This window comes from Bacillus stercoris (assembly GCF_029772985.1).
Lineage (GTDB): Bacteria > Bacillota > Bacilli > Bacillales > Bacillaceae > Bacillus > Bacillus stercoris.
Genome location: NZ_CP121861.1, coordinates 1,470,697 through 1,496,794 on the forward strand (window position 1 = coordinate 1,470,697; position 26,098 = coordinate 1,496,794).

At 44.9% G+C, this 26,098-nt stretch carries 26 protein-coding genes, 1 tRNA gene, 1 riboswitch and 1 other annotated feature; of the genes, 23 read left to right on the forward strand and 4 right to left on the reverse strand.

What is annotated here, in order from left to right:
* The first annotated feature begins 1 nt into the window (after nucleotide 1).
* The 6 genes from etfB to QA442_RS07630 all read left to right on the forward strand — a co-directional run bounded on the left by etfB (nucleotide 2) and on the right by QA442_RS07630 (nucleotide 7,613).
* Complete coding sequence (gene etfB, locus QA442_RS07605; RefSeq protein ID WP_095432387.1) at nucleotides 2-775, forward strand: electron transfer flavoprotein subunit beta; 774 nt, start codon at nucleotides 2-4, stop codon at nucleotides 773-775.
* A gap of 35 nt (nucleotides 776-810) precedes the next feature.
* Nucleotides 811-1,788 (forward strand): electron transfer flavoprotein subunit alpha, encoded by a 978-nt coding sequence (gene etfA / locus QA442_RS07610; protein ID WP_095432386.1) that lies wholly within the window; start codon nucleotides 811-813, stop codon nucleotides 1,786-1,788.
* A 214-nt stretch (nucleotides 1,789-2,002) separates the two neighbouring features.
* Nucleotides 2,003-3,490 (forward strand): alpha-L-arabinofuranosidase AbfB, encoded by a 1,488-nt coding sequence (abfB, locus tag QA442_RS07615; RefSeq protein ID WP_095432384.1) that lies wholly within the window; start codon nucleotides 2,003-2,005, stop codon nucleotides 3,488-3,490.
* A 305-nt stretch (nucleotides 3,491-3,795) separates the two neighbouring features.
* Nucleotides 3,796-4,110, forward strand: coding sequence for a thioredoxin (trxA, locus tag QA442_RS07620; RefSeq protein ID WP_014664890.1), 315 nt, complete (start codon nucleotides 3,796-3,798; stop codon nucleotides 4,108-4,110).
* 134 nt (nucleotides 4,111-4,244) lie between these two features.
* Nucleotides 4,245-6,017: an excinuclease ABC subunit UvrC gene (gene uvrC / locus QA442_RS07625; protein ID WP_069150012.1), complete on the forward strand. Its 1,773-nt coding sequence runs from the start codon at nucleotides 4,245-4,247 to the stop codon at nucleotides 6,015-6,017.
* 64 nt (nucleotides 6,018-6,081) lie between these two features.
* Nucleotides 6,082-6,261, forward strand: a riboswitch (Lysine riboswitch).
* A 125-nt stretch (nucleotides 6,262-6,386) separates the two neighbouring features.
* Nucleotides 6,387-7,613: an aspartate kinase gene (locus QA442_RS07630; protein WP_014664888.1), complete on the forward strand. Its 1,227-nt coding sequence runs from the start codon at nucleotides 6,387-6,389 to the stop codon at nucleotides 7,611-7,613.
* Nucleotides 7,614-7,656: 43 nt separating this feature from the next.
* On the opposite strand, the gene QA442_RS07635 is transcribed toward QA442_RS07630, so the two are convergent.
* On the reverse strand, nucleotides 7,657-8,103 hold the full coding sequence (locus QA442_RS07635; RefSeq protein WP_003222508.1) for a YslB family protein: 447 nt from the start codon (nucleotides 8,101-8,103) through the stop codon (nucleotides 7,657-7,659).
* Between the two features lie 292 nt (nucleotides 8,104-8,395).
* Between QA442_RS07635 and sdhC the strand changes: the two genes are divergently transcribed.
* From sdhC to QA442_RS07695, 12 genes are all read left to right on the forward strand, one after another.
* Nucleotides 8,396-9,004: a succinate dehydrogenase cytochrome B558 gene (gene sdhC, locus QA442_RS07640; protein WP_003222512.1), complete on the forward strand. Its 609-nt coding sequence runs from the start codon at nucleotides 8,396-8,398 to the stop codon at nucleotides 9,002-9,004.
* Between the two features lie 33 nt (nucleotides 9,005-9,037).
* The gene (sdhA, locus tag QA442_RS07645; protein WP_014664887.1) at nucleotides 9,038-10,798 is read left to right on the forward strand and encodes a succinate dehydrogenase flavoprotein subunit; all 1,761 of its coding nucleotides are present in this window, start codon (nucleotides 9,038-9,040) and stop codon (nucleotides 10,796-10,798) included.
* A gap of 2 nt (nucleotides 10,799-10,800) precedes the next feature.
* Entirely contained in the window at nucleotides 10,801-11,562 is a 762-nt protein-coding gene (sdhB, locus tag QA442_RS07650; RefSeq protein ID WP_003229569.1) for a succinate dehydrogenase iron-sulfur subunit, read from the forward strand.
* A 58-nt stretch (nucleotides 11,563-11,620) separates the two neighbouring features.
* A complete protein-coding gene (locus tag QA442_RS07655; RefSeq protein WP_095432383.1) occupies nucleotides 11,621-12,064 on the forward strand; it encodes an acyl-CoA thioesterase in 444 nt (147 codons plus the stop codon).
* A gap of 115 nt (nucleotides 12,065-12,179) precedes the next feature.
* Nucleotides 12,180-12,404: a spore germination transcription factor GerE gene (gene gerE / locus QA442_RS07660; protein WP_003184172.1), complete on the forward strand. Its 225-nt coding sequence runs from the start codon at nucleotides 12,180-12,182 to the stop codon at nucleotides 12,402-12,404.
* Nucleotides 12,405-12,650: 246 nt separating this feature from the next.
* On the forward strand, nucleotides 12,651-13,091 hold the full coding sequence (locus tag QA442_RS07665; RefSeq protein ID WP_095432382.1) for a MarR family winged helix-turn-helix transcriptional regulator: 441 nt from the start codon (nucleotides 12,651-12,653) through the stop codon (nucleotides 13,089-13,091).
* A 7-nt stretch (nucleotides 13,092-13,098) separates the two neighbouring features.
* Nucleotides 13,099-13,917, forward strand: coding sequence for a glutamate racemase (gene racE / locus QA442_RS07670; protein WP_095432381.1), 819 nt, complete (start codon nucleotides 13,099-13,101; stop codon nucleotides 13,915-13,917).
* 113 nt (nucleotides 13,918-14,030) lie between these two features.
* Nucleotides 14,031-15,131, forward strand: a complete 1,101-nt coding sequence (gene gerM, locus QA442_RS07675; RefSeq protein WP_014664884.1) for a spore germination protein GerM — start codon at nucleotides 14,031-14,033, stop codon at nucleotides 15,129-15,131.
* A gap of 110 nt (nucleotides 15,132-15,241) precedes the next feature.
* A complete protein-coding gene (rph, locus tag QA442_RS07680; protein ID WP_003246039.1) occupies nucleotides 15,242-15,979 on the forward strand; it encodes a ribonuclease PH in 738 nt (245 codons plus the stop codon).
* Between the two features lie 12 nt (nucleotides 15,980-15,991).
* Nucleotides 15,992-16,588 (forward strand): XTP/dITP diphosphatase, encoded by a 597-nt coding sequence (locus QA442_RS07685; RefSeq protein ID WP_080429044.1) that lies wholly within the window; start codon nucleotides 15,992-15,994, stop codon nucleotides 16,586-16,588.
* Nucleotides 16,589-16,603: 15 nt separating this feature from the next.
* Nucleotides 16,604-17,113 carry a metallophosphoesterase gene (locus QA442_RS07690; protein WP_095432380.1) on the forward strand — a complete coding sequence of 170 codons (510 nt, stop codon included), beginning with the start codon at nucleotides 16,604-16,606 and terminating at the stop codon, nucleotides 17,111-17,113.
* 129 nt (nucleotides 17,114-17,242) lie between these two features.
* A tRNA-Arg gene (locus QA442_RS07695) sits at nucleotides 17,243-17,316 on the forward strand.
* A 62-nt stretch (nucleotides 17,317-17,378) separates the two neighbouring features.
* Here the strand turns inward: QA442_RS07695 and QA442_RS07700 are convergent.
* From QA442_RS07700 to cotQ, 3 genes are all read right to left on the reverse strand, one after another.
* On the reverse strand, nucleotides 17,379-18,203 hold the full coding sequence (locus QA442_RS07700; RefSeq protein ID WP_095432379.1) for a YsnF/AvaK domain-containing protein: 825 nt from the start codon (nucleotides 18,201-18,203) through the stop codon (nucleotides 17,379-17,381).
* A 168-nt stretch (nucleotides 18,204-18,371) separates the two neighbouring features.
* On the reverse strand, nucleotides 18,372-18,833 hold the full coding sequence (locus QA442_RS07705) for a GNAT family N-acetyltransferase (RefSeq protein WP_095432378.1): 462 nt from the start codon (nucleotides 18,831-18,833) through the stop codon (nucleotides 18,372-18,374).
* Nucleotides 18,834-18,992: 159 nt separating this feature from the next.
* Nucleotides 18,993-19,328 carry an inner spore coat protein CotQ gene (cotQ, locus tag QA442_RS07710; RefSeq protein WP_095432377.1) on the reverse strand — a complete coding sequence of 112 codons (336 nt, stop codon included), beginning with the start codon at nucleotides 19,326-19,328 and terminating at the stop codon, nucleotides 18,993-18,995.
* A gap of 446 nt (nucleotides 19,329-19,774) precedes the next feature.
* Nucleotides 19,775-20,019: a binding site (T-box leader), on the forward strand.
* A 121-nt stretch (nucleotides 20,020-20,140) separates the two neighbouring features.
* Here cotQ and ilvB point away from each other — a divergent pair.
* Genes ilvB through leuB form a run of 5 tightly spaced genes read left to right on the forward strand, consistent with a single transcriptional unit; the run spans nucleotide 20,141 to nucleotide 26,093 of the window.
* On the forward strand, nucleotides 20,141-21,865 hold the full coding sequence (gene ilvB, locus QA442_RS07715; RefSeq protein WP_069839666.1) for an acetolactate synthase large subunit: 1,725 nt from the start codon (nucleotides 20,141-20,143) through the stop codon (nucleotides 21,863-21,865).
* A complete protein-coding gene (ilvN, locus tag QA442_RS07720; protein ID WP_069150004.1) occupies nucleotides 21,862-22,380 on the forward strand; it encodes an acetolactate synthase small subunit in 519 nt (172 codons plus the stop codon). The genes ilvB and ilvN overlap by 4 nt, the downstream gene beginning before the upstream one ends.
* 23 nt (nucleotides 22,381-22,403) lie before the next feature.
* Nucleotides 22,404-23,432, forward strand: a complete 1,029-nt coding sequence (ilvC, locus tag QA442_RS07725) for a ketol-acid reductoisomerase (protein WP_095432376.1) — start codon at nucleotides 22,404-22,406, stop codon at nucleotides 23,430-23,432.
* Nucleotides 23,419-24,975 carry a 2-isopropylmalate synthase gene (locus QA442_RS07730; RefSeq protein WP_040082253.1) on the forward strand — a complete coding sequence of 519 codons (1,557 nt, stop codon included), beginning with the start codon at nucleotides 23,419-23,421 and terminating at the stop codon, nucleotides 24,973-24,975. The genes ilvC and QA442_RS07730 overlap by 14 nt, the downstream gene beginning before the upstream one ends.
* A gap of 20 nt (nucleotides 24,976-24,995) precedes the next feature.
* Nucleotides 24,996-26,093 carry a 3-isopropylmalate dehydrogenase gene (gene leuB / locus QA442_RS07735; RefSeq protein ID WP_014664871.1) on the forward strand — a complete coding sequence of 366 codons (1,098 nt, stop codon included), beginning with the start codon at nucleotides 24,996-24,998 and terminating at the stop codon, nucleotides 26,091-26,093.
* The last annotated feature ends 5 nt before the right edge of the window (nucleotides 26,094-26,098 follow it).

The following is a 26,098-nucleotide window of genomic DNA, read 5'->3' on the forward strand; positions in this document are numbered from 1 at the left end:
CATGAATCTATTTGTACTGATGAAACGGACGTTTGACACAGAGGAAAAAATCGTCATTGAAGCAGGAAAGATTCAGGATGACGGAGCGGAATGGATCATTAATCCATACGACGAATATGCAATAGAGGAAGCCATCCAGCTGAAGGAAAAGCACGGCGGTTCGATCACCGCCGTCACGGTCGGCGGTGAAGAAGCGGAGAAAGAGTTGCGTACTGCGCTTGCCATGGGATGTGACCAAGCCGTTTTAATCAACATAGAAGATGATCTCGAAGAACCCGACCAATACTCCATTTCTCAAGTTTTATACCATTATATGAAGGATCAGGAGTTTGACTTGATTCTCGGCGGAAATGTTGCCATTGACGGAGGCTCAGGACAAGTGGCGCCTAGGCTTGCCGAGCTCCTGGACATTCCGTGTATCACTACGATCACCAAACTCGACATCAACGGAACTGATGCAGAAGCAGAAAGGGATGTCGAAGGGGATGTTGAAAAAATCAAAACGACGCTTCCATTGCTTGTCACAGCTCAGCAGGGCTTAAACGAGCCGCGCTATCCTTCACTTCCGGGAATTATGAAGGCTAAGAAAAAGCCGCTTGAAGAGCTTGAGCTTGATGATCTTGAACTGGACGAGGAGGACGCCGAACCAAAGCTGAAAACCATTGAACGTTTTCTGCCGCCGAAAAAAGAAGCCGGGAAGCTTCTGCAGGGAGAGCCTGCCGAACAGGCAAAAGAGCTTGTCTCATTGCTCCGCAGCGAAGCTAAAGTCATTTAAAGCTTGGACATTCAAAGAAACAGGGGGATGTTAGAATGGGAAAAAAAGTGATCGTACTCGGAGAAATACGCGACGGAGAATTACGAAATGTCACCTTTGAAGCAATAGCTGCAGGAAGGACCATTTCAGGCGATGGGGAAGTTATCGGTGTTCTGATCGGCGAAAATGTACAAAGCATTGCACAAGAACTTATCCATTACGGAGCAGATAAAGTTCTCACCGCCGAGGATCCGAAGCTGAAATCATACACGGCAGACGGATACAGCCAGGTCATGAGAGGTGTGATTGAGCAAGAAAAGCCTGATTCAGTCATATTCGGGCATACGGCAATGGGGAAGGACCTTTCGCCGAAGCTTGCTGCCCGGCTGCAAACAGGCTTAATTTCTGATGCTACAGATGTAAGCGTTACCGGAGGGAATGTTGTGTTCACACGCCCGATTTACTCGGGGAAAGCTTTTGAAAGGGTCATTTCCACCGATCCGATGATTGTTGCAACGATTCGCCCTAATAACATTCAAGCCTCAGAAAAAGACACAAGCAGGTCGGGAAGCATCGAAAGCGTTGATGTTTCTCTAACTGACCTCCGTACCGTGATCCAAGAGGTCGTGAAAAAAACGGCCGACGGTGTCGATCTCTCTGAAGCGAAAATTATCGTTGCGGGCGGCCGCGGAGTCAAAAGCAAGGAAGGATTTCAGCCGCTGGAGGAGCTTGCTGAGGTCCTGGGAGCCGCAGTCGGGGCTTCTCGCGGTGCATGTGACGCTGATTATTGCGATTACGCTCTCCAAATCGGGCAGACCGGGAAAGTCGTCACCCCGGATTTGTACATTGCATGCGGCATTTCCGGCGCCATTCAGCATTTGGCCGGCATGTCAAACAGCAAGGTGATCGTCGCCATCAATAAAGACCCTGAAGCCGACATCTTTAAAATAGCCGATTACGGCATTATCGGAGATTTATTTGAAGTCGTCCCGTTATTAACTGAGGAATTCAAACAGTTGAATATACACTCATAAAGAAAACCCGGACTTTTAAAGTCCGGGTTTTTTACATTTATAAATACATACGTACAAATATAAATAATATAGAAAATATCGTTGACATGTACGAACATATATAATATGGTTACTTTAAAAGCGCTTACATTCATGCTGACTCCTCAGGCAAACGACAGATCACATATTTGACTGTGGTGCTTTTCATATTCGTATGAAAGGAATGATCAGAGATATGTCTGAGCATCAAGCAGTGATTCAAACAGATATCGTAAAAGGAACCATTAACAAAAATATATACGGTCATTTTGCTGAGCATTTAGGAAGAGGGATTTATGAGGGGATATGGGTCGGGACGGACTCAGACATTCCCAATATCAACGGAATACGAAAGGACGTGCTGGAAGCGCTCAAACAGCTGCATATTCCTGTTCTCAGGTGGCCGGGCGGGTGTTTTGCGGACGAATACCATTGGGCAAACGGTGTCGGTGACCGTAAAACAATGCTTAACACTCACTGGGGCGGTACAATTGAATCAAATGAATTCGGAACGCATGAATTTATGATGCTTTGCGAGCTGCTTGAATGCGAGCCATATATTTGCGGCAATGTCGGAAGCGGAACCGTTCAGGAAATGGCGGAATGGATTGAGTACATGACATTTGAAGAAGGCACGCCCATGTCAGACTGGAGAAAACAAAATGGAAGAGAAGAGCCTTGGAAGCTGAAATATTTTGGCGTAGGCAATGAAAACTGGGGCTGCGGCGGCAACATGCATCCCGAATACTACGCAGATTTGTACCGCCGTTTTCAGACTTATGTCCGCAATTACAGCGGGAATGAAATTTATAAAATTGCAGGCGGCGCAAATGTCGATGATTTTAACTGGACGGACGTGCTTATGAAAAAAGCCGCTGGCCTGATGGACGGGTTGAGTCTTCATTATTACACGATTCCGGGTGATTTCTGGAAGGGCAAAGGATCAGCCACAGAATTCACGGAGGATGAATGGTTCATTACAATGAAAAAAGCCAAATACATCGATGAATTGATTCAAAAACACGGCACGATTATGGACCGGTACGATCCGGAGCAGCGGGTCGGGCTGATTATTGATGAATGGGGCACGTGGTTTGATCCTGAGTCAGGCACGAATCCAGGTTTCCTTTATCAGCAAAACACCATACGTGATGCACTGGTGGCGGCTTCCCATTTTCACATTTTCCATCAGCATTGCCGCCGGGTGCAAATGGCCAACATCGCTCAAACAGTAAACGTTCTTCAAGCGATGATTTTGACTGAGAGAGAGCGGATGCTTTTGACACCGACGTACCATGTGTTTGATATGTTTAAGGTGCACCAGGATGCTTCTCTTTTAGATACAGAGGTATTGTGTGCCGACTATGAATGGAAGGGTGAAACGCTCCCGCAAATCAGCATGTCAGCGTCAAAACAAGCTGGAGGCGATATCAATATCACGATTTGCAACATCGATCACCAAAACCAAGCAGAGGCTGAGATCGAGCTGAGAGGCCTGCACAAGCAAGCGGATCATTCCGGAATCATTCTTACGGCAGAAAAAATGAATGCACATAACACGTTTGACGATCCTCATCACGTCAAACCGGAAGCGTTCAGACAATACACGCTCAGCAAAAACAAACTGAAAGTAAAACTCCCGCCAATGTCAGTCGTCTTGCTTACGGTGCGTGCTGATTCGTAATCGCGAGACGCCGGCGCTTTTTCATGTTTTAAAACAGCATCAAAAGGGCATGGTAAAGTACATGACAGTGAAGAGGAGATGTTATCCCATGCTTCGTACTATTCTAATGATTATCGGGGCTATTGTAGTAATCGGGGCCATTATCAGATTCGTGTTTTAATAAAAGTGACACATCCCATTCAACCCGGATAAAAATGAGTAAACCGGTTATGATCAGGAAAAAATATTTGTAAGCATTAAGATAGCGTGAACGAATGGGAGATGCTATACTAAAAATCATCATTTCACATTGGAGGAATTCAATAATGGCTATCGTAAAAGCAACTGATCAATCTTTCTCAGCTGAAACAAGCGAAGGCGTCGTACTGGCAGACTTCTGGGCTCCTTGGTGCGGACCTTGTAAAATGATTGCACCTGTTCTTGAAGAACTGGATCAAGAAATGGGCGACAAACTGAAAATCGTAAAAATCGATGTAGACGAAAACCAAGAAACAGCTGGAAAATACGGCGTTATGAGCATCCCGACACTTCTTATCTTAAAAGACGGAGAAGTAGTTGAAACTTCAGTCGGTTTCAAACCGAAAGAAGCGCTTCAAGAGCTTGTAAACAAACATCTTTAATTTTCGGCTGCTTACATGCCAGAGCGATTCCGATGAGGGATCGCTTTTTTTATTCGCCAATTGTGAATCATAGAGAAAAACAAACGTTCGTGTTAAACTGGAAACAAAGGATTAAATATAAGGAAGGGTATTATATGAACAAACAACTGAAAGAAAAACTCGCCCTCCTTCCCGATCAACCGGGTTGTTATCTCATGAAGGACCGGCAGCAGACTGTGATCTACGTAGGAAAAGCAAAGGTGCTGAAAAACAGAGTGCGCTCCTACTTCACCGGTTCTCACGACGCGAAAACCCAAAGGCTTGTGACGGAAATCGAGGATTTTGAATATATCGTGACGTCCTCCAATCTTGAAGCGCTTATTTTAGAAATGAATCTGATCAAAAAGTATGATCCGAAATACAACGTCATGCTCAAAGACGACAAAACCTATCCTTTCATAAAACTCACCCATGAACGCCACCCAAGGCTGATTGTCACCCGCAATGTCAAAAAAGACAAAGGGCGATATTTTGGGCCGTACCCGAATGTACAGGCAGCAAGGGAAACAAAAAAACTGCTCGACCGTCTGTACCCTCTCAGAAAATGCTCCAAGCTGCCGGACAGAGTTTGCCTTTACTATCATCTGGGCCAATGTCTTGCTCCGTGTGTAAAGGACATTTCCGAAGAGACGAACAGAGAGCTGGTTGAAAGCATTACCCGTTTCTTAAGGGGCGGCTATAATGAGGTCAAAAAAGAGCTCGAAGAAAAAATGCACGAAGCCGCTGAGAATCTTGAGTTTGAACGGGCAAAAGAGCTTCGTGACCAGATCGCCCATATTGAATCAACGATGGAAAAACAAAAAATGACGATGAACGATCTAGTCGACCGGGACGTATTTGCGTACGCATATGACAAGGGCTGGATGTGCGTGCAGGTCTTTTTCATCCGCCAAGGGAAGCTCATTGAGCGCGATGTCAGCATGTTCCCGCTTTATCAGGAAGCGGATGAAGAGTTCCTTACATTCATCGGACAGTTCTATTCAAAAAACAACCACTTCCTTCCGAAGGAGATTTTAGTTCCGGACAGCGTAGATCAATCCATGATCGAGCAGCTGCTGGAAACAAACGTTCACCAGCCGAAGAAGGGCCAGAAAAAAGAACTGCTCATGCTGGCCCATAAAAATGCGAAAATTGCACTGAAAGAAAAATTCTCCTTAATCGAACGGGACGAGGAGCGTTCAATCGGGGCTGTGCAGAAACTCGGTGAGGCATTGAATATTTATACGCCGCACAGAATTGAAGCGTTTGATAACTCAAACATACAGGGGACAAACCCGGTTTCCGCGATGATCGTGTTTATCGACGGCAAACCGTACAAAAAGGAATACCGCAAATATAAAATCAAAACCGTTACAGGACCGGATGATTACGGTTCTATGAGAGAGGTCGTCAGAAGACGCTACACGAGAGTGCTTCGTGAAAATCTGCCGCTGCCTGATCTGATCATCATTGACGGAGGAAAAGGGCAGATCAACGCTGCAAGGGATGTCATTGAAAATGAACTCGGCTTGGATATCCCGATCGCCGGTTTAGCGAAAGACGAAAAGCACAGAACCTCAAACTTACTGATCGGGGAGCCGCTGGAGGTGGTGTATCTGGAGCGAAACAGCCAGGAATTTTATCTCCTACAGCGCATTCAGGACGAGGTGCACCGTTTTGCAATCAGTTTTCACAGGCAAATCCGCGGAAAAAGCGCGTTTCAATCCGTATTGGATGATATCCCGGGTATCGGAGAGAAAAGAAAGAAAATGCTGTTAAAGCATTTCGGTTCCGTTAAAAAAATGAAGGAAGCAAGCCTTGAGGACATCAAAAAAGCGGGTGTTCCCGCTGCGGCGGCTCAGCTCCTTTACGATAAATTGCAAAAATAATGTTGTCCTTTTCAATAAGATCTGATAAAATGTGAACTAATTTCATAGTTAGATCGTGTTATATGGTGAAGATAGAGGTGCGAACTTCAAGAGTATGCCTTTGGAGAAAGATGGATTCTGTGAAAAAGGCTGAAAGGGGAGCGTCGCCGAAGCAAATAAAACCCCATCGGTATTATTTGCTGGCCGTGCATTGAATAAATGTAAGGCTGTCAAGAAATCATTTTCTTGGAGGGCTATCTCGTTGTTCATAATCATTCATGATGATTAATTGATAAGCAATGAGAGTATTCCTCTCATTGCTTTTTTTATTGTGGACAAAGCGCTCTTTCTCCTCACCCGCACGAACCAAAATGTAAAGGGTGGTAATACATGGGTCTTATTGTACAAAAATTCGGAGGTACTTCCGTCGGCTCAGTCGAAAAAATTCAAAATGCGGCAAACCGCGCGATTGCAGAAAAACAGAAAGGCCATCAAGTCGTTGTTGTCGTGTCAGCTATGGGAAAATCCACTGACGAACTGGTCAGTCTTGCAAAAGCCATTTCTGACCAGCCGAGCAAACGCGAAATGGACATGCTGCTGGCGACAGGCGAACAGGTCACGATTTCACTCCTCTCAATGGCATTGCAGGAAAAAGGCTATGACGCCGTATCTTATACTGGCTGGCAGGCGGGAATCCGTACGGAGGCCGTTCACGGAAACGCCAGAATTACAGATATCGACACATCGGTTTTAGCAGACCGGCTTGAAGAAGGAAAAATCGTCATTGTTGCAGGATTTCAAGGCATGACAGAGGATTGTGAAATTACGACATTGGGCCGTGGCGGTTCAGATACAACAGCAGTAGCTTTGGCTGCCGCTTTAAAAGCTGATAAATGTGACATATATACAGACGTGCCCGGCGTGTTTACAACCGATCCGCGCTATGTGAAATCAGCGAGAAAACTTGCCGGCATCTCATACGATGAAATGCTTGAGCTTGCCAATTTAGGCGCCGGCGTTCTTCATCCGAGAGCTGTTGAGTTCGCGAAAAATTACCAAGTGCCGTTAGAAGTGCGATCAAGTACAGAAACCGAAGCGGGAACATTAATTGAGGAGGAATCATCCATGGAACAGAATTTAATTGTCAGAGGCATTGCATTTGAAGATCAAATCACAAGGGTAACCATTTACGGGCTGACTAGCGGCCTGACAACGTTGTCTACTATTTTTACGACACTTGCCAAAAGAAACATAAACGTGGATATCATTATCCAAACGCAGGCCGAGGACAAGACTGGAATTTCCTTCTCTGTCAAAACAGAAGATGCAGACCAAACCGTTGCGGTGCTTGAAGAGTATAAAGACGCGCTGGAATTCGAGAAAATCGAGACAGAAAGCAAATTGGCCAAAGTATCCATTGTCGGATCCGGCATGGTCTCAAATCCCGGTGTAGCGGCTGAAATGTTTGCTGTACTGGCGCAAAAAAACATTTTAATCAAAATGGTCAGCACATCTGAAATCAAAGTGTCAACCGTCGTAAGCGAAAACGATATGGTGAAAGCAGTCGAATCGCTTCACGATGCATTCGAGCTTTCAAAACACCCTTCAGCTGTGTAATGACAATCAAAAAGGCGGGACTATGCAGTCACCGCCTTTTTGATTACACTGGGTCTTTCATATCCCATTTCACAGTCAGAACCACTTTATCGGCTCTCTTTTTCACTTGTTCGTATGATTCGGCAATCTGATCATTCATCAATTGAATTTGTTCAGCGATAAAACCAGCTTCCAGCTGAAAGCAAGGTTCTTTCTGATGTTTAAGCCGGTTGGAAATGATCGGCCCTTCGAGTTCAAATTCAAGCTCCTGTTTTTTAGCGCTTACGTTGGTGAGGGTTCCCCAGCCCGCTTCTTCAAAGAAGGCCGGAAATTCCTCCCATGATTCAAGAGGAAACTTACGGGCGAGATGTTTTCCTGCCCAATACATCATGGAAGAGTAATCTTGGCCAAGCATATCTGGGAGAACGATCTCTCGTATTAGTTCGTAGGCATAGGCGTTCATTTCAATTTCTTTTAGGTTGTCAATAGATGCTTCAAATTTAGACTTCATATTTGTCTCCCCTCTCTCCTGCGTATATTATAGCTCAAACAGGGGGAAGGATTACAGAATGATCCTGTAATTCTTATGAAAAATTAAGCGGGAAATATATATTGATAAAATAAAATTTTTCAATCAACTAATCAATTCGGAAAATTATAATTTATGTACGCGTTTTCTTGACGCCCTTTTGAGGGAGGAGTAAAATGAAATTGTCAATAAATCTTAATAAAGTGCTTACAATTGAAAGAAGTGGAGGAAGAGATTTAGCACATTTCGCACTTATCAAACAGGGGGTAAAATAATGTCTGGGAACAGAGAGTTTTATTTTCGAAGATTGCATTCCTTGCTTGGCGTCATACCGGTCGGCATCTTTCTCATTCAGCATTTAGTCGTCAACCAGTTTGCCGCAAGGGGCGCTGAAGCATTCAATAGCGCTGCTCATTTTATGGATAGCCTGCCTTTCAGGTATGCCTTGGAAATTTTTATTATCTTCTTACCATTAATTTATCATGCAGTTTATGGTGTGTACATAGCGTTTACTGCGAAAAATAACGCAGGCCAATACAGCTATATGAGAAACTGGCTATTTGTCCTGCAACGTGTAACCGGTATCATCACTCTTATTTTCGTCAGCTGGCACGTGTGGGAGACCCGCATTGCCGCACAAATGGGCGCTGAGGTCAATTTCGACATGATGGCGAATATTTTGAGCTCTCCGGCTATGCTTGGCTTTTACATTGTCGGTGTTTTATCAACAATTTTCCACTTCTCGAACGGTTTATGGTCTTTCGCTGTTACATGGGGCATCACGGTCACGCCTCGTTCTCAAAGAATTTCGACATACGTTACGCTGATTATTTTTGTTGCACTGTCATACGTAGGCTTAAAAGCGATTTTTGCATTTGTTTAAGAGTACTAGATTACTAGAGGGAGAGGGGCTATCATGAGTCAATCAAGCATTATCGTAGTCGGCGGAGGTCTTGCCGGCCTCATGGCGACAATTAAAGCAGCGGAATCAGGAATGGCGGTTAAGCTGTTTTCCATCGTTCCTGTCAAACGTTCTCATTCAGTTTGTGCGCAAGGCGGCATAAACGGAGCGGTCAATACAAAAGGGGAAGGTGACTCTCCGTGGGAACATTTTGATGACACGGTATACGGGGGAGACTTTCTTGCCAACCAGCCGCCGGTCAAGGCAATGTGTGAAGCAGCGCCTTCGATCATCCACTTATTAGACCGGATGGGTGTTATGTTTAACCGGACGCCTGAAGGCCTGCTTGATTTCCGTCGATTCGGGGGTACACAGCATCACAGAACGGCTTATGCGGGTGCGACGACGGGACAGCAGCTGCTTTATGCACTGGACGAGCAAGTGCGCAGATACGAAGTTGCGGGTCTGGTCACAAAATACGAAGGCTGGGAATTCCTTGGCGCTGTATTAGATGATGACAGAACCTGCCGCGGAATTGTTGCGCAAAACCTGACAAACATGCAAATTGAATCCTTCCGTTCTGACGCGGTCATTATGGCGACCGGCGGACCGGGGATCATTTTTGGAAAATCAACGAACTCCATGATTAATACAGGATCTGCTGCTTCAATCGTTTATCAGCAGGGAGCGTACTATGCAAACGGAGAATTCATTCAAATCCACCCGACAGCCATCCCGGGCGATGACAAACTAAGACTGATGAGTGAATCAGCGCGTGGTGAAGGCGGCCGCGTGTGGACATATAAAGACGGCAAACCGTGGTATTTCCTGGAGGAAAAATATCCGGCATACGGAAACCTGGTGCCGCGTGATATTGCGACACGTGAAATATTTGATGTGTGTGTGAATCAGAAGCTTGGCATTAACGGTGAAAACATGGTCTATCTCGATCTGTCTCATAAAGATCCGAAAGAGCTGGATATTAAGCTTGGCGGCATCATTGAAATTTATGAGAAATTCATGGGAGACGACCCGCGCAAGCTTCCAATGAAAATCTTCCCGGCGGTCCATTATTCTATGGGCGGTTTATGGGTGGATTACGATCAAATGACAAACATCCCTGGACTGTTTGCGGCTGGGGAATGTGATTACTCTATGCATGGAGGCAACCGCTTGGGAGCGAACTCCCTGCTGTCTGCGATTTATGGAGGCATGGTGGCCGGACCGAACGCGGTGAAATATGTAAACGGCTTAGAATCTTCAGCGGAAGACATGTCTTCTTCTTTATTCGACGCTCACGTTAAAAAAGAAGAAGAAAAATGGGCTGATATTATGAGCATGGACGGAACCGAAAATGCCTATGTTCTTCACAGAGAGCTCGGTGAGTGGATGACGGCGAACGTAACGGTTGTCCGCCATAATGACAAGCTTTTGAAAACGGACGACAAAATTCAGGAATTAATGGAGCGCTTTAAAAAGATCAACATCAATGACACGACAAAATGGAGCAACCAGGGGGCGATGTTCACACGCCAGTTCTCGAACATGCTCCAGCTTGCAAGGGTGATTACCCTTGGCGCTTACAACCGTAATGAAAGCCGGGGCGCCCATTATAAACCGGATTATCCTGAACGTAATGATGATGAATGGCTCAAAACAACAATGGCTAAACATGTAAGCCCGTATGAAGCGCCGGAATTTGAGTATCAGGATGTCGATGTATCACTGATAACGCCTCGGAAACGGGATTACTCGAAGAAGAAGGTGGCGAAATAATCATGAGTGAACAAAAAACCATACGATTTATTATCACACGTCAAGATACAGCCGACAGCACGCCTTACGATGAAGAATTTGAGATTCCATACCGCCCGAATCTGAACGTCATTTCCGCTCTGATGGAAATCCGTCGGAATCCGGTTAATGTCAAAGGTGAAAAGACAACCCCTGTCACATGGGATATGAACTGTCTTGAGGAAGTATGCGGCGCATGTTCAATGGTCATAAACGGAAAACCCCGCCAGTCTTGTACGGCTCTTATCGACCAGCTTGAGCAGCCGATTCGTTTAAAACCAATGAAAACATTCCCAGTCGTTCGTGATTTGCAGGTTGACCGCAGCAGAATGTTTGATTCATTGAAAAAGGTAAAAGCGTGGATACCGATTGACGGCACGTACGATCTAGGACCGGGGCCGAGAATGCCGGAAAAACGCCGTCAATGGGCATATGAATTATCTAAATGCATGACGTGCGGCGTCTGCCTCGAGGCCTGCCCGAATGTGAACAGCAAATCGAAGTTCATGGGGCCGGCACCGATGTCGCAAGTCCGCCTGTTTAACGCACATCCGACAGGCGCCATGAATAAATCTGAACGATTAGAAGCATTAATGGATGAAGGCGGCCTTGCAGATTGCGGCAACTCGCAAAACTGTGTCCAATCCTGTCCGAAGGGCATTCCACTTACCACTTCGATTGCAGCCTTAAATAGAGACACAAACTTACAAGCGTTCCGCAATTTCTTTGGAAGCGACAGAGTATAAGAAGAAAAAACCTCTTCCGCATGGGAGAGGTTTTTTTAAACAAGAAGGAGATGAAAAAATGAAGCTTCCCGCTTATATTGATATGCCGTTTCCAGAATGGAAAAGATCCTTTTCTTTTTTTAATGAGGTATCCGTAAGATTTTCCGAGACGGACATGTTTGGGCATATGAATAATGTAACCCCTTTTATATATTTTGAGGAGGCGCGTATTTCTTATTTTAAAAAGCTGAATATGATGAGTGAAAACAAACAGACCATGACAGTTGTGGCAAGCCAGCAGTGCGATTATTTGCGCCAAGTCATGCCTTATGAAGAGCTGCGTATCTATGTGAAAACAAGTGCTGTCGGCAGTTCATCTCTTACCTTGCATTATCTCGGAGAGAACTACAAAGGCGAACCTTGCTTCACCGGAGCAGTCGTGATGGTTCAAGTCTCGAAGGAAAGCGGCAAGGCTGTCAGCTGGACGGATGATGAGAAAGAAACGCTTCTCCATACACGATAAACTAATTCTCTTGTAAACGTCACCTCCTGCGCCCTTCTTACATATGATATCTCGACTATATCAAAACCCATTCGTTTCTGATTCGCTCTCACCTTAGCAAGGAGGGTTACAATACTTGAAGGAGAAAGAATTTCAATCGAAGCCGCTGCTAACGAAAAGAGAAAGAGAAGTGTTCGAATTGCTCGTTCAAGATAAGACAACAAAGGAGATTGCAAGCGAGCTATTTATCAGTGAGAAAACCGTTCGAAACCATATTTCAAATGCCATGCAGAAATTGGGTGTGAAAGGGCGTTCGCAAGCCGTTGTTGAGCTTCTTAGAATGGGTGAGCTAGAGCTTTAATTCTTGCCGGTATTCCTTCTTTTCAGGAAGGAGCCGGTTATTGCTGTTTGTTTGGAACATTCGAAACCATATTTCTGAATGCTGTGCAAAACGTAGGCAAGTCATAAAATGAATTTTTTTGCTTGATGTTGTTTGACTAAAGTCCTCTATTTCTCTCCTGCGAGTCTTGCATTTTCTTCAAAAAAGAAGGAAAATAGACACGGAACGCTTTTGTGCGTAAGAGATCCTTGAGTGAGGGATGGACAAATGACATCAAAACATTTGGAGCATGTTGCGGATATTGAAAAGTCTCTCCGCCACATTGCCGCGATCATTAAGCAAAAAGGACGAGAAATCCTTAACCAATATGCAATTACGCCGCCGCAATTTGTCGGCCTGCAATGGCTTTATGAAATGGGAGATATGACAATCGGCGAACTATCGGGCAAAATGTATCTGGCATGCAGCACGACAACGGACTTAATCGACCGCATGCAAAAAAATGAGCTTGTTGAGCGGGTCAAGGACCCGGCGGACAGACGTGTTGTCCGGATACATCTGCTGCCTGAAGGAGAACGTATTATCCAAGAGGTCATTACAAAAAGGCAGGAATATTTGCGTGATATGTTCGAATCGTTTACAGATGAAGAAATAGCCATCTTCGAAAAGTCTTTGATGAAACTGCAGCATGAAATGAAGAGAAAATGAGGCGATTTTGTTGGAACAACCAATAGGGGTCATTGATTCCGGGGTTGGCGGTTTAACCGTTGCGAAGGAAATCATGAGACAGCTACCTAAAGAAAATATTATCTACGTCGGGGATACGAAACGGTGTCCTTACGGGCCGCGCCCTGAAGAAGAGGTGCTTCAATATACGTGGGAGCTGACGAATTATTTACTCGAAAACCACCACATCAAAATGCTCGTGATCGCCTGTAACACAGCCACAGCGATCGCTTTGGATGACATCCAGCGCAGCGTCGGTATACCGGTGGTTGGAGTGATCCAGCCTGGTGCGAGAGCAGCGATAAAAGTGACGGATAATCAGCATATCGGTGTCATCGGCACAGAGAATACGATTAAGAGCAATGCATACGAAGAGGCGCTTTTGGCATTAAATCCTGATTTGAAGGTTGAAAACCTTGCCTGCCCGTTGCTTGTGCCTTTTGTGGAAAGCGGGAAGTTTCTCGACAAAACAGCAGATGAGATTGTCAAAACCTCGCTGTACCCGTTAAAAGACACATCGATTGATTCGTTGATTTTAGGCTGCACCCATTACCCTATTTTAAAAGAAGCCATTCAAAGATATATGGGAGAGCACGTAAACATTATTTCGTCCGGCGATGAAACAGCCCGGGAAGTCAGCACAATTCTCTCTTATAAAGGGCTGCTGAACCAGTCTCCGATTGCCCCGAATCATCAGTTCCTGACAACAGGGGCGCGTGATCAGTTTGCAAAAATCGCAGACGATTGGTTTGGCCATGAAGTGGGGCATGTGGAATGTATCTCACTGCAAGAACCGATTAAAAGATAGTTTTTCCCGCAACGGAATGTTGCGGGTTTTTTCTGTTTTGCCGGAATTCTTCGGTCTATTTCCTAAAGAGGCTCGTATACATAATAGTACAAACATCCTTAGGAGGGAAAAGTATGCTGAAAAAAGGACCTGCAGTCATTGGTGCGACTTGTCTCACCTCTGCCTTGCTTTTATCCGGATGCGGTTTGTTTCAATCTGATAAGGCAGCCAAGGAAATTGATCCGCCTCAAGACGTTACATACGTGAACGATGAAGCGGGGGCTAAGTCAAATACTACAGCAGCCGAAAAAACAGAGAATAAAAAGAGTGATACCGCAAAAACGGATCAAGCCTCATCTGCTGTTATGAGGGAGCTATATCTTATTGATAAAAACGGGTATGTCGTCGCGCAAACGCTGCCTCTTCCTAAAAGTGAGAGCACGGCTAAGCAGGCGCTTGAATACCTCGTACAGGGCGGGCCTGTGTCTGAAATTCTTCCGAATGGCTTCAGAGCGGTATTGCCGGCTGACACAACCGTTAACGTTGACATCAAAAAAGATGGAACCGCGATAGCTGATTTCTCTAATGAGTTCAAAAATTATAAGAAAGAGGACGAACAGAAAATCGTTCAATCTGTGACGTGGACGCTGACGCAATTCAGTTCGATAGATAAAGTGAAGCTGAGAATAAACGGGCATGAACTGAAGGAGATGCCTGTAGGAGGGACGCCGATCTCAGATGATTTAAGCCGCAAAGACGGCATTAATTTGGAAACAGCCGGTGTAAATGATCTCACTGCTACCCACCCGCTGACAGTCTACTATTTGGCGGAAAACGAAGACAGTGAGTACTACGTGCCTGTGACGAAACGAATCGACAATTCGGAAAAAGACGACATTACAGCAGCCATCAATGAATTGGCTAAAGGCCCAAGCAAGGTGAGCGGGCTGTTAACAGACTTCAATGAAGATGTAAAGCTGGTCAGCAAACCGAAAATGAAAGACGGGCGCGTGACGTTGGATTTCAATCAATCTATATTCGGCAGCGCCGATGAGAAGACGAAAATGATTTCTTCAGAAGTGCTGAACAGCATTGTGCTGACGTTAACGGAACAGCCGGATGTAAAAGGCGTCTCTGTTAAAGTGAATGGAAAATCAGAGCTTGTAAACGAAAAAGGCGAAAAGCTCACAGAACCGGTCTCCAGACCTTCTCAAGTGAATACGGGTAGTTTTTAAATTGGGATTTTTGATATACTAGAAAGAAAGAGGTTAGCGTTCCGGCTGCCTCTTTCTTTATTCAATTCCGGGACAAAAATGGTTTATGTACATACAATCGGAGGTAAAACATGAGACATGACGGAAGACAACACGATGAGCTGCGTCCAATCACATTCGATTTGGATTTTATCAGCCATCCGGAAGGTTCTGTTCTAATAACAGCGGGAAATACAAAGGTAATCTGCAACGCGTCTGTTGAGGACCGCGTACCGCCGTTTTTGCGGGGCGGAGGAAAAGGATGGATTACAGCAGAGTACAGCATGCTGCCGCGGGCAACAAACCAAAGAACAATAAGAGAATCTTCTAAAGGGAAAATTTCCGGCAGAACAATGGAGATCCAACGCCTGATCGGCCGTGCGCTTCGGGCTGTTGTAGATCTGGAAAAACTCGGTGAACGGACGATTTGGATTGACTGTGATGTTATTCAGGCTGATGGCGGAACAAGAACAGCTTCCATTACAGGTGCATTTCTTGCGATGGCGATTGCGATTGGCAAGCTGATCAAAGCAGGAACAATCAAGACAAATCCGATCACTGACTTTCTTGCTGCGATCTCTGTTGGAATTGATAAGGAACAGGGAATTTTGTTAGATTTAAATTATGAAGAAGATTCCTCTGCTGAAGTTGACATGAATGTCATCATGACAGGCAGCGGCCGTTTCGTGGAACTGCAGGGAACCGGCGAAGAGGCGACTTTTTCAAGGGAGGATCTGAATGGTCTTCTCGGTCTTGCGGAAAAAGGAATTCAAGAGCTGATTGACAAGCAAAAAGAAGTGCTGGGGGATTCTCTGCCAGAACTGAAATAAAGACAGAAAGGCTTGATCATCATGAAAGAAGCAATTATTGCGACACATAATCCGGGAAAAGTGAAGGAATTTAAAGAAATTCTTGAGCCAAAAGGCTATGATGTCAAATCGTTAGCTGAAATTGGATTCACAGAAGAAATTGAAGAAACAGGCCATACATTTGAAGAGAATGCCATTCTGAAAGCAGAAGCTGTTGCCAAAGCAGTGAACAAAATGGTGATTGCGGACGACTCAGGCCTATCCATCGATAATCTTGGCGGCAGACCCGGGGTTTATTCAGCCCGCTATGCAGGGGAACAGAAAGACGACCAGGCAAATATCGATAAAGTGCTCAGCGAGCTGAAAGGAATCGAAAAAGAACAGCGCACCGCCCGTTTCCGCTGCGCATTGGCCGTGAGTATTCCTGGAGAGGAAACAAAAACAGTCGAAGGCCATGTTGAAGGGTATATTGCTGAAGAACCGAGAGGAGAATACGGCTTTGGCTATGACCCAATCTTTATCGTGAAAGATAAAGATAAGACAATGGCTGAACTGACCAGTGATGAAAAAAATAAAATCAGCCATAGGGCTGACGCGCTTAAAAAGCTGTCTAAGCTTTTGGAGGCATAAGGAGGGAGCTCGTACATGAACGTGCTGATTATCAGTGACAGCCATGGGCTTGAAGAAGAACTCCAGACCATTGCGAAACGGCATGAAGCAGAAGTTGACCTTATGATTCATTGCGGAGACTCTGAGCTTGAAACAGGGCATCCTGCATTGGAGCCTTATGCGGTTGTAAAAGGCAATTGCGATTTTGCCGACGATTTTAAGGACGAGCTTCTTCTAACTGCCGGTTCAAGAAAAATACTGGTCACACACGGCCACCTTCACGGTATAAAACAGACCTTGTTAAACGTATACTATCGTGCAGAAGAGCTCGGAGCGGATATTATCTGCTTCGGGCATTCGCACATCGCAGGAAGCGAAGTGCTGCGCGGAAAACTGATGATTAACCCAGGCAGCATCCGGCTTCCAAGGGTGCGCAGGACAGAAAGCTATGCTATACTGACATTAGAAAATGATGCTGCGACAGTCCGTTTTTACGACCAAGCAGGCAATGAAATTGAGGATCTGCAAAACCGAGTCTCACTATGAAAATGTCATGAGGAAGAAAATTTTCTTCCTCATGAAAAAAATTCTAAAAAACCGTTGACTTATTGTTGCATCCCATATATAATAAATCTTGTCGCTGATAGTTAAAGCGAAAAACAAAAAACAAAACGTGTCCCAGTAGCTCAGCTGGATAGAGCAACGGCCTTCTAAGCCGTCGGTCGGGAGTTCGAATCTCTCCTGGGACGTACCAAAGAAAAACCTCAAATCCTAATTGGATTTGAGGTTTTTTGTTGTCGTCTTATGATTTTCATTTGTTATTTAACGGATCATCATCCAAGCCATCAACTTTTCCCTCTTTATTCAGGCGAGGCTCTTCTTTCTTCACGGTTTCAGAAATGTGCTCATTTTCTTCAACAGTGCGTTTGCCGACAACCACTTCATCAGTGACAACCGGTTTTTTAGTCACTTCCAGCTTTTCCTCAACGATTGGCACTCTAATTTCTTCCGAATCGTTGACGGGAGAAGCATCCGTTTTATTTTCATCCACTGGCCGGCGTTCGACATAAATTTCATCATGTCTCACCGGGATATCCATATCTCTTTTTTCTGTTTTTACTTCTTTTCCTATCTCTACTTCACCGGTTTGAACGTCTTCCTTATCGACTTTCAGCTGTTCTTCCCGGAGTGGCATCGTTTTTTCTTCCTTCGTTGTATAATCCGCCATTTCATTTGTGCTTGAAAAGCCGCCTGAAAGGGCACTGCCGTTATCAAGAGGAGCATTTACATCTGCATCTGTATCGACGGCTACCAGGAGTTTTCCGTCATCCAAATCTTCTTGATACTTGTCTATTTCATCCGTTTTAATATCCAAATCGGATAATGCTTTGCTGTGTGCAGCAGTATCATCCATTGTGAAATAATCTTTCAGTTTATCGAAAAAAGATTCAGATTCGCCCTGATGTGCATCGATGGCTTGATTGACCTCTGTTCCTGTACGTGACTCCAAATAATCTGTATCTCGCCGGCTTGTTACAACAGAGATGTCGTCAGAATCATAGCCTTTTGTGAGTAAGCCTTCAATCGCTGCGATGGTTTCCTGCGGAGTTTCGAATACACCAACTATGCTTTTCATATCAATCTCCTCCTTTATGAATTTGCATGATATCGTTCATGTCGTTTGTAATTCCCGCTGTTCTTTGAATTAAACAAAATTGAAAACATTGGGCGGGTATCAAAAGGGTGAAAAGTGTGTGAATACAAAAAAATAGATAAGACAGACTTTCCCCTGTCTTATCTATCTTCATAGTTGCAGCTCCTTTGTCATAAACACACTGTTCGGATCTTCAACATAGTCTGCAAACGGTTCGCAATACTGGAAACCGAAGCTTTCATACAATTTTCTTGCCGGCTCAAATGAAGTCATTGAACCCGTTTCTAAGCTTAGTCGCTCATAACCTCGCTTCTCGGCTTCTTCAATGATGTGCTGGAGAACTTGTTTGGCAACGCCTTTTCTTAAATGTGAAGCAGAAGTTCGCATTGATTTGATTTGTCCATGCCGGCTGTCCAGTTCTTTTAGCGCTCCGCAGCCGGCTAGTTCATCGCCCTCCCATGCGCTCCAAAATGTTATTTCAGGCTCTCTTAGTTTTTCCAAACCTAAGGCATGAATGCTTTCTGGCGGAGACATAAGCGTCATGCTATGTAAATGCTCATTCACAAGTGAGACCACCTGACGTCCAGTTAAATCGTCTATTTTTATATGCAATTTTATTCCTCCTCAAACTTTGATCTTAATCATATTTCATCCTGTTTCCAACTATAAAGACAGAAAATCTGACAGTATTGAAGCCAATGTATGAGTTGCAGAAGATGCTTGAAAGCAAAAAAAGAGGCCGAAATCGTTGTTCGGCACTTGTAGTATTCTTTAATATCTAAAGCCACCATGCACACCGGCTGTTCCGCTAAAACCACCGACATGTGTCGCCGGAATACTGAACCCGCCGCTATGGCCGCTGAAGCCAGTGCCTGAAAATTGCTGCCCGAAAAAATCTGAAGTGTATGGATAAGAGGAGTACATAGCAGAGGGAGTGGTCAACGGGCTGTATGCCTGGCTGAACGGCTGTCCGTATCCGTAGCCTCCAAATGGCTGCTGGCTTTGCTGGTAAAAGGCAGGGGTAGCAGGATAATGCTGCTGCGGAAAGCTGGGGAAGCTTGGAAAGCCCGCAGGAAATCCTTGCATGTCTGCAAATGATTTATTCATCGTATCACCTTTTCTTTGCAAGATACCATTAATGTATGCCGAGGGAACAAGAGGAGTGCCTATCCGAAATGAAATGGTTTGCAAGATGATCTGTCAGACTCAATTCCTACACGAATCATAGCGTGTTATAAAATCTTACACGTTTATGTAAAAATGAATTATTCTGGTGTATCCTTGATAGATTAATAAAAAAATTATAAAAACTTTTAACATTTGCAATTCCTTTTGTACCAATAATGAAAGCGTATACAATATAGATTGATTAATCAAAATTGTCTAATAATTTTAAAAAATGCTGTTGACACTGCGTCCAAAGCGGCGTAATATGAGTTCAACAAAAGATAACGCAAGCTTCACAAGCGAAAATGATCGCAATATGATTCTGAAAAAATGAAAAACAATCGACCTTCATTGAACTGCTTGCAAGCCGTTCTGAAGGGTGAATATGAAAAGCGCAGATGAGGATAAGTAGCCTTGATAAAGCTTTCCACAGAGAACCGGGTTAGCTGAGAACCGGCGAAGCTTTACAAGGTGAACTCGCCTCAGAGTGCCAGTCTGAAATGACAGTAGGACTTGGCCGGGTGAATTTGATTCACTCGTTACTAAAGCGGATAGAAATATCCATGAGACGGCCGACTAAGGCCGTAAACAAGGGTGGTACCGCGGAAAGAAAAGCCTTTTCGCCCCTTTTAGCTATCGCAGTTACTGCGCGGCTGATTGTGGGTGGAAGGGCTTTTTTTATTGAATAATCAGCTATCTAGCTAATGAAAAGATGATCTTTAAAGGATGAAAATCCAAAAGGAGGAACTAAAATGAGGACTAATGTACAGGTGGATTCAGCATCTGCCAAATGTACACAGACGATGAGCGGAGCATTAATGCTGATTGAATCATTAAAAAAAGAGAAAGTAGAAATGATTTTCGGTTATCCGGGCGGGGCTGTGCTTCCGATTTACGATAAGCTATACAATTCAGGGTTGGTACATATCCTACCCCGTCACGAACAAGGCGCGATTCATGCAGCGGAAGGATACGCAAGAGTCACTGGAAAACCGGGTGTCGTCATCGCCACATCAGGACCGGGAGCGACAAACCTTGTTACAGGCCTTGCTGATGCCATGATTGATTCATTGCCGTTAGTTGTCTTTACAGGGCAGGTGGCAACCTCTGTTATCGGGAGTGATGCATTTCAGGAAGCAGACATTCTAGGGATTACGATGCCGGTGACAAAACACAGCTACCAGGTTCGCCAGCCGGAAGATCTGCCGCGCATCATTAAAGAAGCGTTCCATATTGCAACAACTGGAAGACCCGGCCCAGTATTGATTGATATTCCGAAAGATGTAGCAACTATTGAAGGAGAATTCAGCTACGATCATGAGATGAATCTCCCGGGATACCAGCCGACAACAGAGCCGAATTACTTGCAGATCCGCAAGTTAGTAGAAGCCGTGAGCAGTGCGAAGAAACCGGTTATCCTGGCGGGTGCGGGCGTACTGCACGGAAAAGCGTCAGAAGAATTAAAAAATTATGTCGAACAGCAGCAAATCCCTGTGGCGCACACCCTTTTGGGGCTCGGAGGCTTCCCGGCTGACCATCCGCTTTTCCTGGGGATGGCGGGAATGCACGGTACGTATACAGCCAATATGGCTCTTCATGATTGTGATCTTTTAATCAGCATCGGCGCCCGTTTTGATGACCGTGTCACAGGAAACCTGAAACACTTTGCCAGAAACGCAAAGATTGCCCACATCGATATTGATCCAGCTGAAATCGGAAAAATCATGAAAACACAGATTCCTGTAGTGGGAGACAGCAAAATTGTCCTGCAGGAGCTGATCAAACAAGATGGCAAACCAAGTGATTCAAGCGAATGGAAAAAACAGCTCGCCGAATGGAAAGAAGAGTATCCGCTTTGGTATGAAGAGAATGAAGAAGAGGGTTTTAAACCTCAGAAATTGATTGAATATATTCATCAATTTACAAAAGGAGAAGCCATTGTCGCCACGGATGTAGGCCAGCATCAAATGTGGTCAGCGCAATTTTATCCGTTCCAAAAAGCAGATAAATGGGTTACGTCAGGCGGACTTGGGACGATGGGATTCGGCCTTCCGGCGGCGATCGGTGCACAGCTGGCTGATAAAGATGCCACTGTCGTCGCGGTTGTCGGAGACGGCGGTTTCCAAATGACGCTTCAAGAACTCGATGTCATTCGCGAATTAAATCTTCCGGTCAAGGTAGTGATTTTAAATAACGCTTGTCTCGGAATGGTCAGACAGTGGCAGGAAATTTTCTATGAAGAACGCTATTCAGAATCTAAATTCGCTTCTCAGCCTGACTTCGTCAAATTGTCCGAAGCATACGGCATTAAAGGCATCAGAATTTCATCAGAAGCGGAAGCGAAGGAAAAGCTGGAAGAGGCATTAACGTCTAGAGAACCTGTTGTCATTGATGTGCGGGTTGCCAGCGAAGAAAAAGTATTCCCGATGGTGGCTCCGGGAAAAGGGCTGCATGAAATGGTGGGGGTGAAACCTTGAAAAGAATTATCACATTGACTGTGGTGAACCGCTCAGGCGTGTTAAACCGGATCACCGGTCTATTTACAAAAAGGCATTACAACATTGAAAGCATTACAGTCGGACACACAGAAACAGCAGGCGTTTCCAGAATCACCTTTGTCGTTCACGTTGAAGGTGAAAATGATGTTGAACAGTTAACAAAACAGCTCAACAAACAGATTGATGTGCTGAAAGTCACAGACATCACAAATCAATCGATTGTCCAGAGGGAGCTGGCCTTAATCAAGGTCGTCTCCGCACCTTCAACGAGAACAGAGATTAATGGAATCATAGAACCGTTCAGAGCCTCTGTCGTCGATGTCAGCAGAGACAGCATCGTTGTTCAGGTGACAGGCGAATCTAACAAAGTTGAAGCGCTTATTGAATTGTTGAAACCTTATGGCATTAAAGAAATCGCGAGAACAGGTACAACGGCTTTTGCGAGGGGTACCCAGCAAAAGGCGTCATCCAATAAAACAATATCTATTGTATAAAACATAACAAGGGAGAGATTGAAATGGTAAAAGTATATTATAACGGTGATATCAAAGAGAACGTATTGGCAGACAAAACAGTAGCGGTTATCGGATACGGTTCGCAAGGCCACGCACATGCCTTGAACCTTAAAGAAAGCGGAGTAGACGTGATCGTCGGTGTTAGACAAGGAAAATCTTTCACGCAGGCCCAAGAAGACGGACATAAAGTATTTTCAGTAAAAGAAGCGGCAGCCCAAGCTGAAATCATCATGGTTCTGCTTCCTGATGAACAGCAGCAAAAAGTATACGAAGCTGAAATCAAAGATGAATTGACAGCAGGAAAATCATTAGTATTTGCTCACGGATTTAACGTGCATTTCCATCAAATTGTTCCTCCGGCGGATGTTGATGTATTCTTGGTAGCGCCTAAAGGTCCGGGACACTTGGTCAGAAGAACATATGAGCAAGGAGCCGGCGTACCTGCATTGTTCGCAATCTATCAAGATGTGACTGGAGAAGCAAGAGACAAAGCTCTCGCATATGCAAAAGGAATCGGCGGCGCAAGAGCGGGCGTATTAGAAACGACATTTAAGGAAGAAACAGAAACAGATTTGTTCGGTGAGCAGGCGGTTCTTTGCGGCGGATTAAGCGCGCTTGTCAAAGCAGGATTTGAAACATTAACTGAAGCAGGTTATCAGCCTGAACTTGCATACTTCGAGTGTCTTCATGAGCTGAAATTAATCGTAGACCTTATGTACGAAGAAGGACTTGCAGGAATGAGATATTCAATTTCTGACACAGCACAGTGGGGAGATTTCGTATCAGGACCTCGCGTTGTGGATGCTAAAGTAAAAGAATCGATGAAAGAAGTATTAAAAGATATCCAAAACGGTACATTCGCAAAAGAATGGATCGTCGAAAACCAAGTAAACCGTCCTCGTTTCAATGCTATCAATGCGAGCGAGAACGAGCATCAAATCGAAGTAGTGGGAAGAAAGCTTCGTGAAATGATGCCGTTTGTGAAACAAGGCAAGAAAAAGGAAGCGGTGGTCTCCGTTGCGCAAAATTAATTTTTTCGATACGACGCTTCGTGATGGTGAACAGTCCCCTGGAGTGAACTTGAATACACAGGAGAAACTTGCCATAGCTAAGCAGCTCGAAAGACTCGGGGCAGATATCATTGAAGCGGGATTTCCCGCTTCGTCCCGAGGTGACTTTTTAGCTGTTCAGGAAATCGCTAGAACCATTAAAAATTGTTCAGTGACTGGTCTGGCCCGTTGTGTAAAAGGTGATATTGATGCTGCTTGGGAAGCGTTGAAGGATGGTGCTTACCCGAGAATTCATGTTTTTATCGCCACATCGGACATTCATTTGAAACACAAGCTGAAAATGACACGTGAGCAAGTCATTGAAAGAGCAGTTGAAATGGTGACATACGCAAAAGAACGTTTTCCGGTTGTGCAGTGGTCAGCTGAAGATGCCTGCCGCACTGAGCTGCCGTTTCTGGCAGAAATCGTCGAGAAAGTGATTGACGCAGGCGCCAGTGTTATCAATCTTCCAGACACTGTCGGCTACCTGGCTCCAGCGGAATACGGAAATATCTTTAAATATATGAAGGAAAACGTTCCGAACATTCACAAAGCAAAGCTTTCAGCTCATTGTCATGATGATTTGGGAATGGCAGTTGCTAACTCTCTTGCTGCGATTGAAAATGGCGCTGATCAAATTGAATGCGCTGTGAACGGGATCGGTGAAAGAGCCGGAAACGCGGCATTAGAGGAAATTGCCGTTGCCCTTCATATCAGAAAAGATTTCTACCAAGTTGAAACAGGAATTACATTGAACGAGATTAAGAGAACAAGCGATTTAGTAAGCAAGCTGACCGGCATGGCTGTCCCGCGCAATAAAGCAGTTGTGGGCGATAATGCATTTGCTCATGAATCAGGCATCCATCAGGACGGCTTTTTAAAAGAGAAATCAACTTATGAAATTATTTCGCCGGAGCTTGTCGGTGTAACCGCAGATGCGCTTGTCCTAGGTAAACATTCTGGACGCCACGCATTTAAAGACCGGTTGACTGCTTTAGGATTCCAATTTGACAGTGAAGAGATTAATAAATTCTTTACGATGTTTAAAGAGTTGACTGAGAAGAAAAAAGAAATCACTGATGAGGATCTTGTTTCTCTTATTTTAGAAGAAAAAGTAACAGATCGCAAGATTGGGTATGAATTTCTTTCTCTGCAAGTACATTACGGAACTAGTCAGGTCCCTACGGCTACTCTTTCTTTGAAAAATCAAGAAAACGCAGAGCTTATTCAGGAAGCTGCAACTGGGGCCGGAAGTGTGGAAGCAATCTACAACACGCTTGAGCGCTGCATCGATAAAGACGTGGAGCTCTTAGACTACCGCATTCAGTCTAACAGAAAAGGCGAAGATGCATTTGCCCAGGTGTATGTAAGAGTTTTGGTGAACGGAAAAGAATCAGCAGGGCGGGGCATAGCGCAAGACGTATTAGAAGCATCAGCGAAAGCCTATTTGAACGCAGTAAACCGTCAATTGGTTTTCGAGTCGAATATGAGCGGACTGAAAAACCACACAGCTGTCGGATCATAAAAGAAAGGAGAACGGTTAATTTGAAGAAACGTATTGCTCTATTGCCCGGAGACGGGATCGGCCCTGAAGTATTAGAATCAGCGACAGACGTACTGAAAAGTGTTGCCGAACGCTTTAACCATGAATTTGAATTTGAATATGGCCTGATTGGAGGGGCGGCGATTGACAAACATAACAACCCCCTCCCAGAGGAAACCGTTGCCGCTTGTAAAAATGCAGACGCAATATTGCTTGGCGCTGTCGGCGGACCGAAATGGGATCAAAACCCTTCGGAGCTGAGACCGGAAAAAGGGCTGCTCAGCATCAGAAAACAGCTTGATTTGTTTGCGAATTTACGGCCAGTGAAGGTGTTTGAAAGCCTTTCTGACGCTTCGCCTTTGAAAAAAGAATACATCGATCATGTTGATTTTGTTATCGTCCGAGAGCTGACAGGCGGCTTGTATTTCGGCCAGCCGAGCAAACGCTATGTAAACACTGAAGGAGAGCAGGAAGCAGTAGACACCCTGTTTTATAAGCGGACGGAAATTGAACGCGTGATCAGAGAGGGCTTTAAAATGGCAGCAGCCAGAAAAGGAAAAGTAACCTCTGTTGATAAAGCAAACGTTCTAGAATCAAGCAGACTGTGGCGTGAAGTGGCTGAGGACGTTGCAAAAGATTTTCCTGATGTAAAGCTGGAGCACATGCTTGTGGATAATGCAGCCATGCAGCTGATTTATGCACCGAATCAATTTGATGTCGTGGTGACTGAAAATATGTTTGGTGACATTTTAAGCGATGAAGCGTCGATGCTTACAGGCTCACTCGGAATGCTCCCGTCAGCCAGCCTATCAAGCTCAGGTCTTCATCTGTTTGAGCCTGTTCATGGCTCCGCGCCTGATATTGCCGGCAAAGGGATGGCAAATCCATTCGCGGCCATATTGTCAGCGGCAATGCTTTTGAGAACATCTTTCGGGCTTGAAGAGGAAGCGAAAGCTGTAGAAGATGCGGTAAACAAAGTCTTGGCTTCCGGAAAAAGAACAAGAGACTTGGCACGGGGTGAAGAGTTCAGCAGCACTCAGGCCATTACGGAGGAAGTTAAGGCAGCAATCATGAGTGAAAATACAATTTCTAATGTGTGACAGCT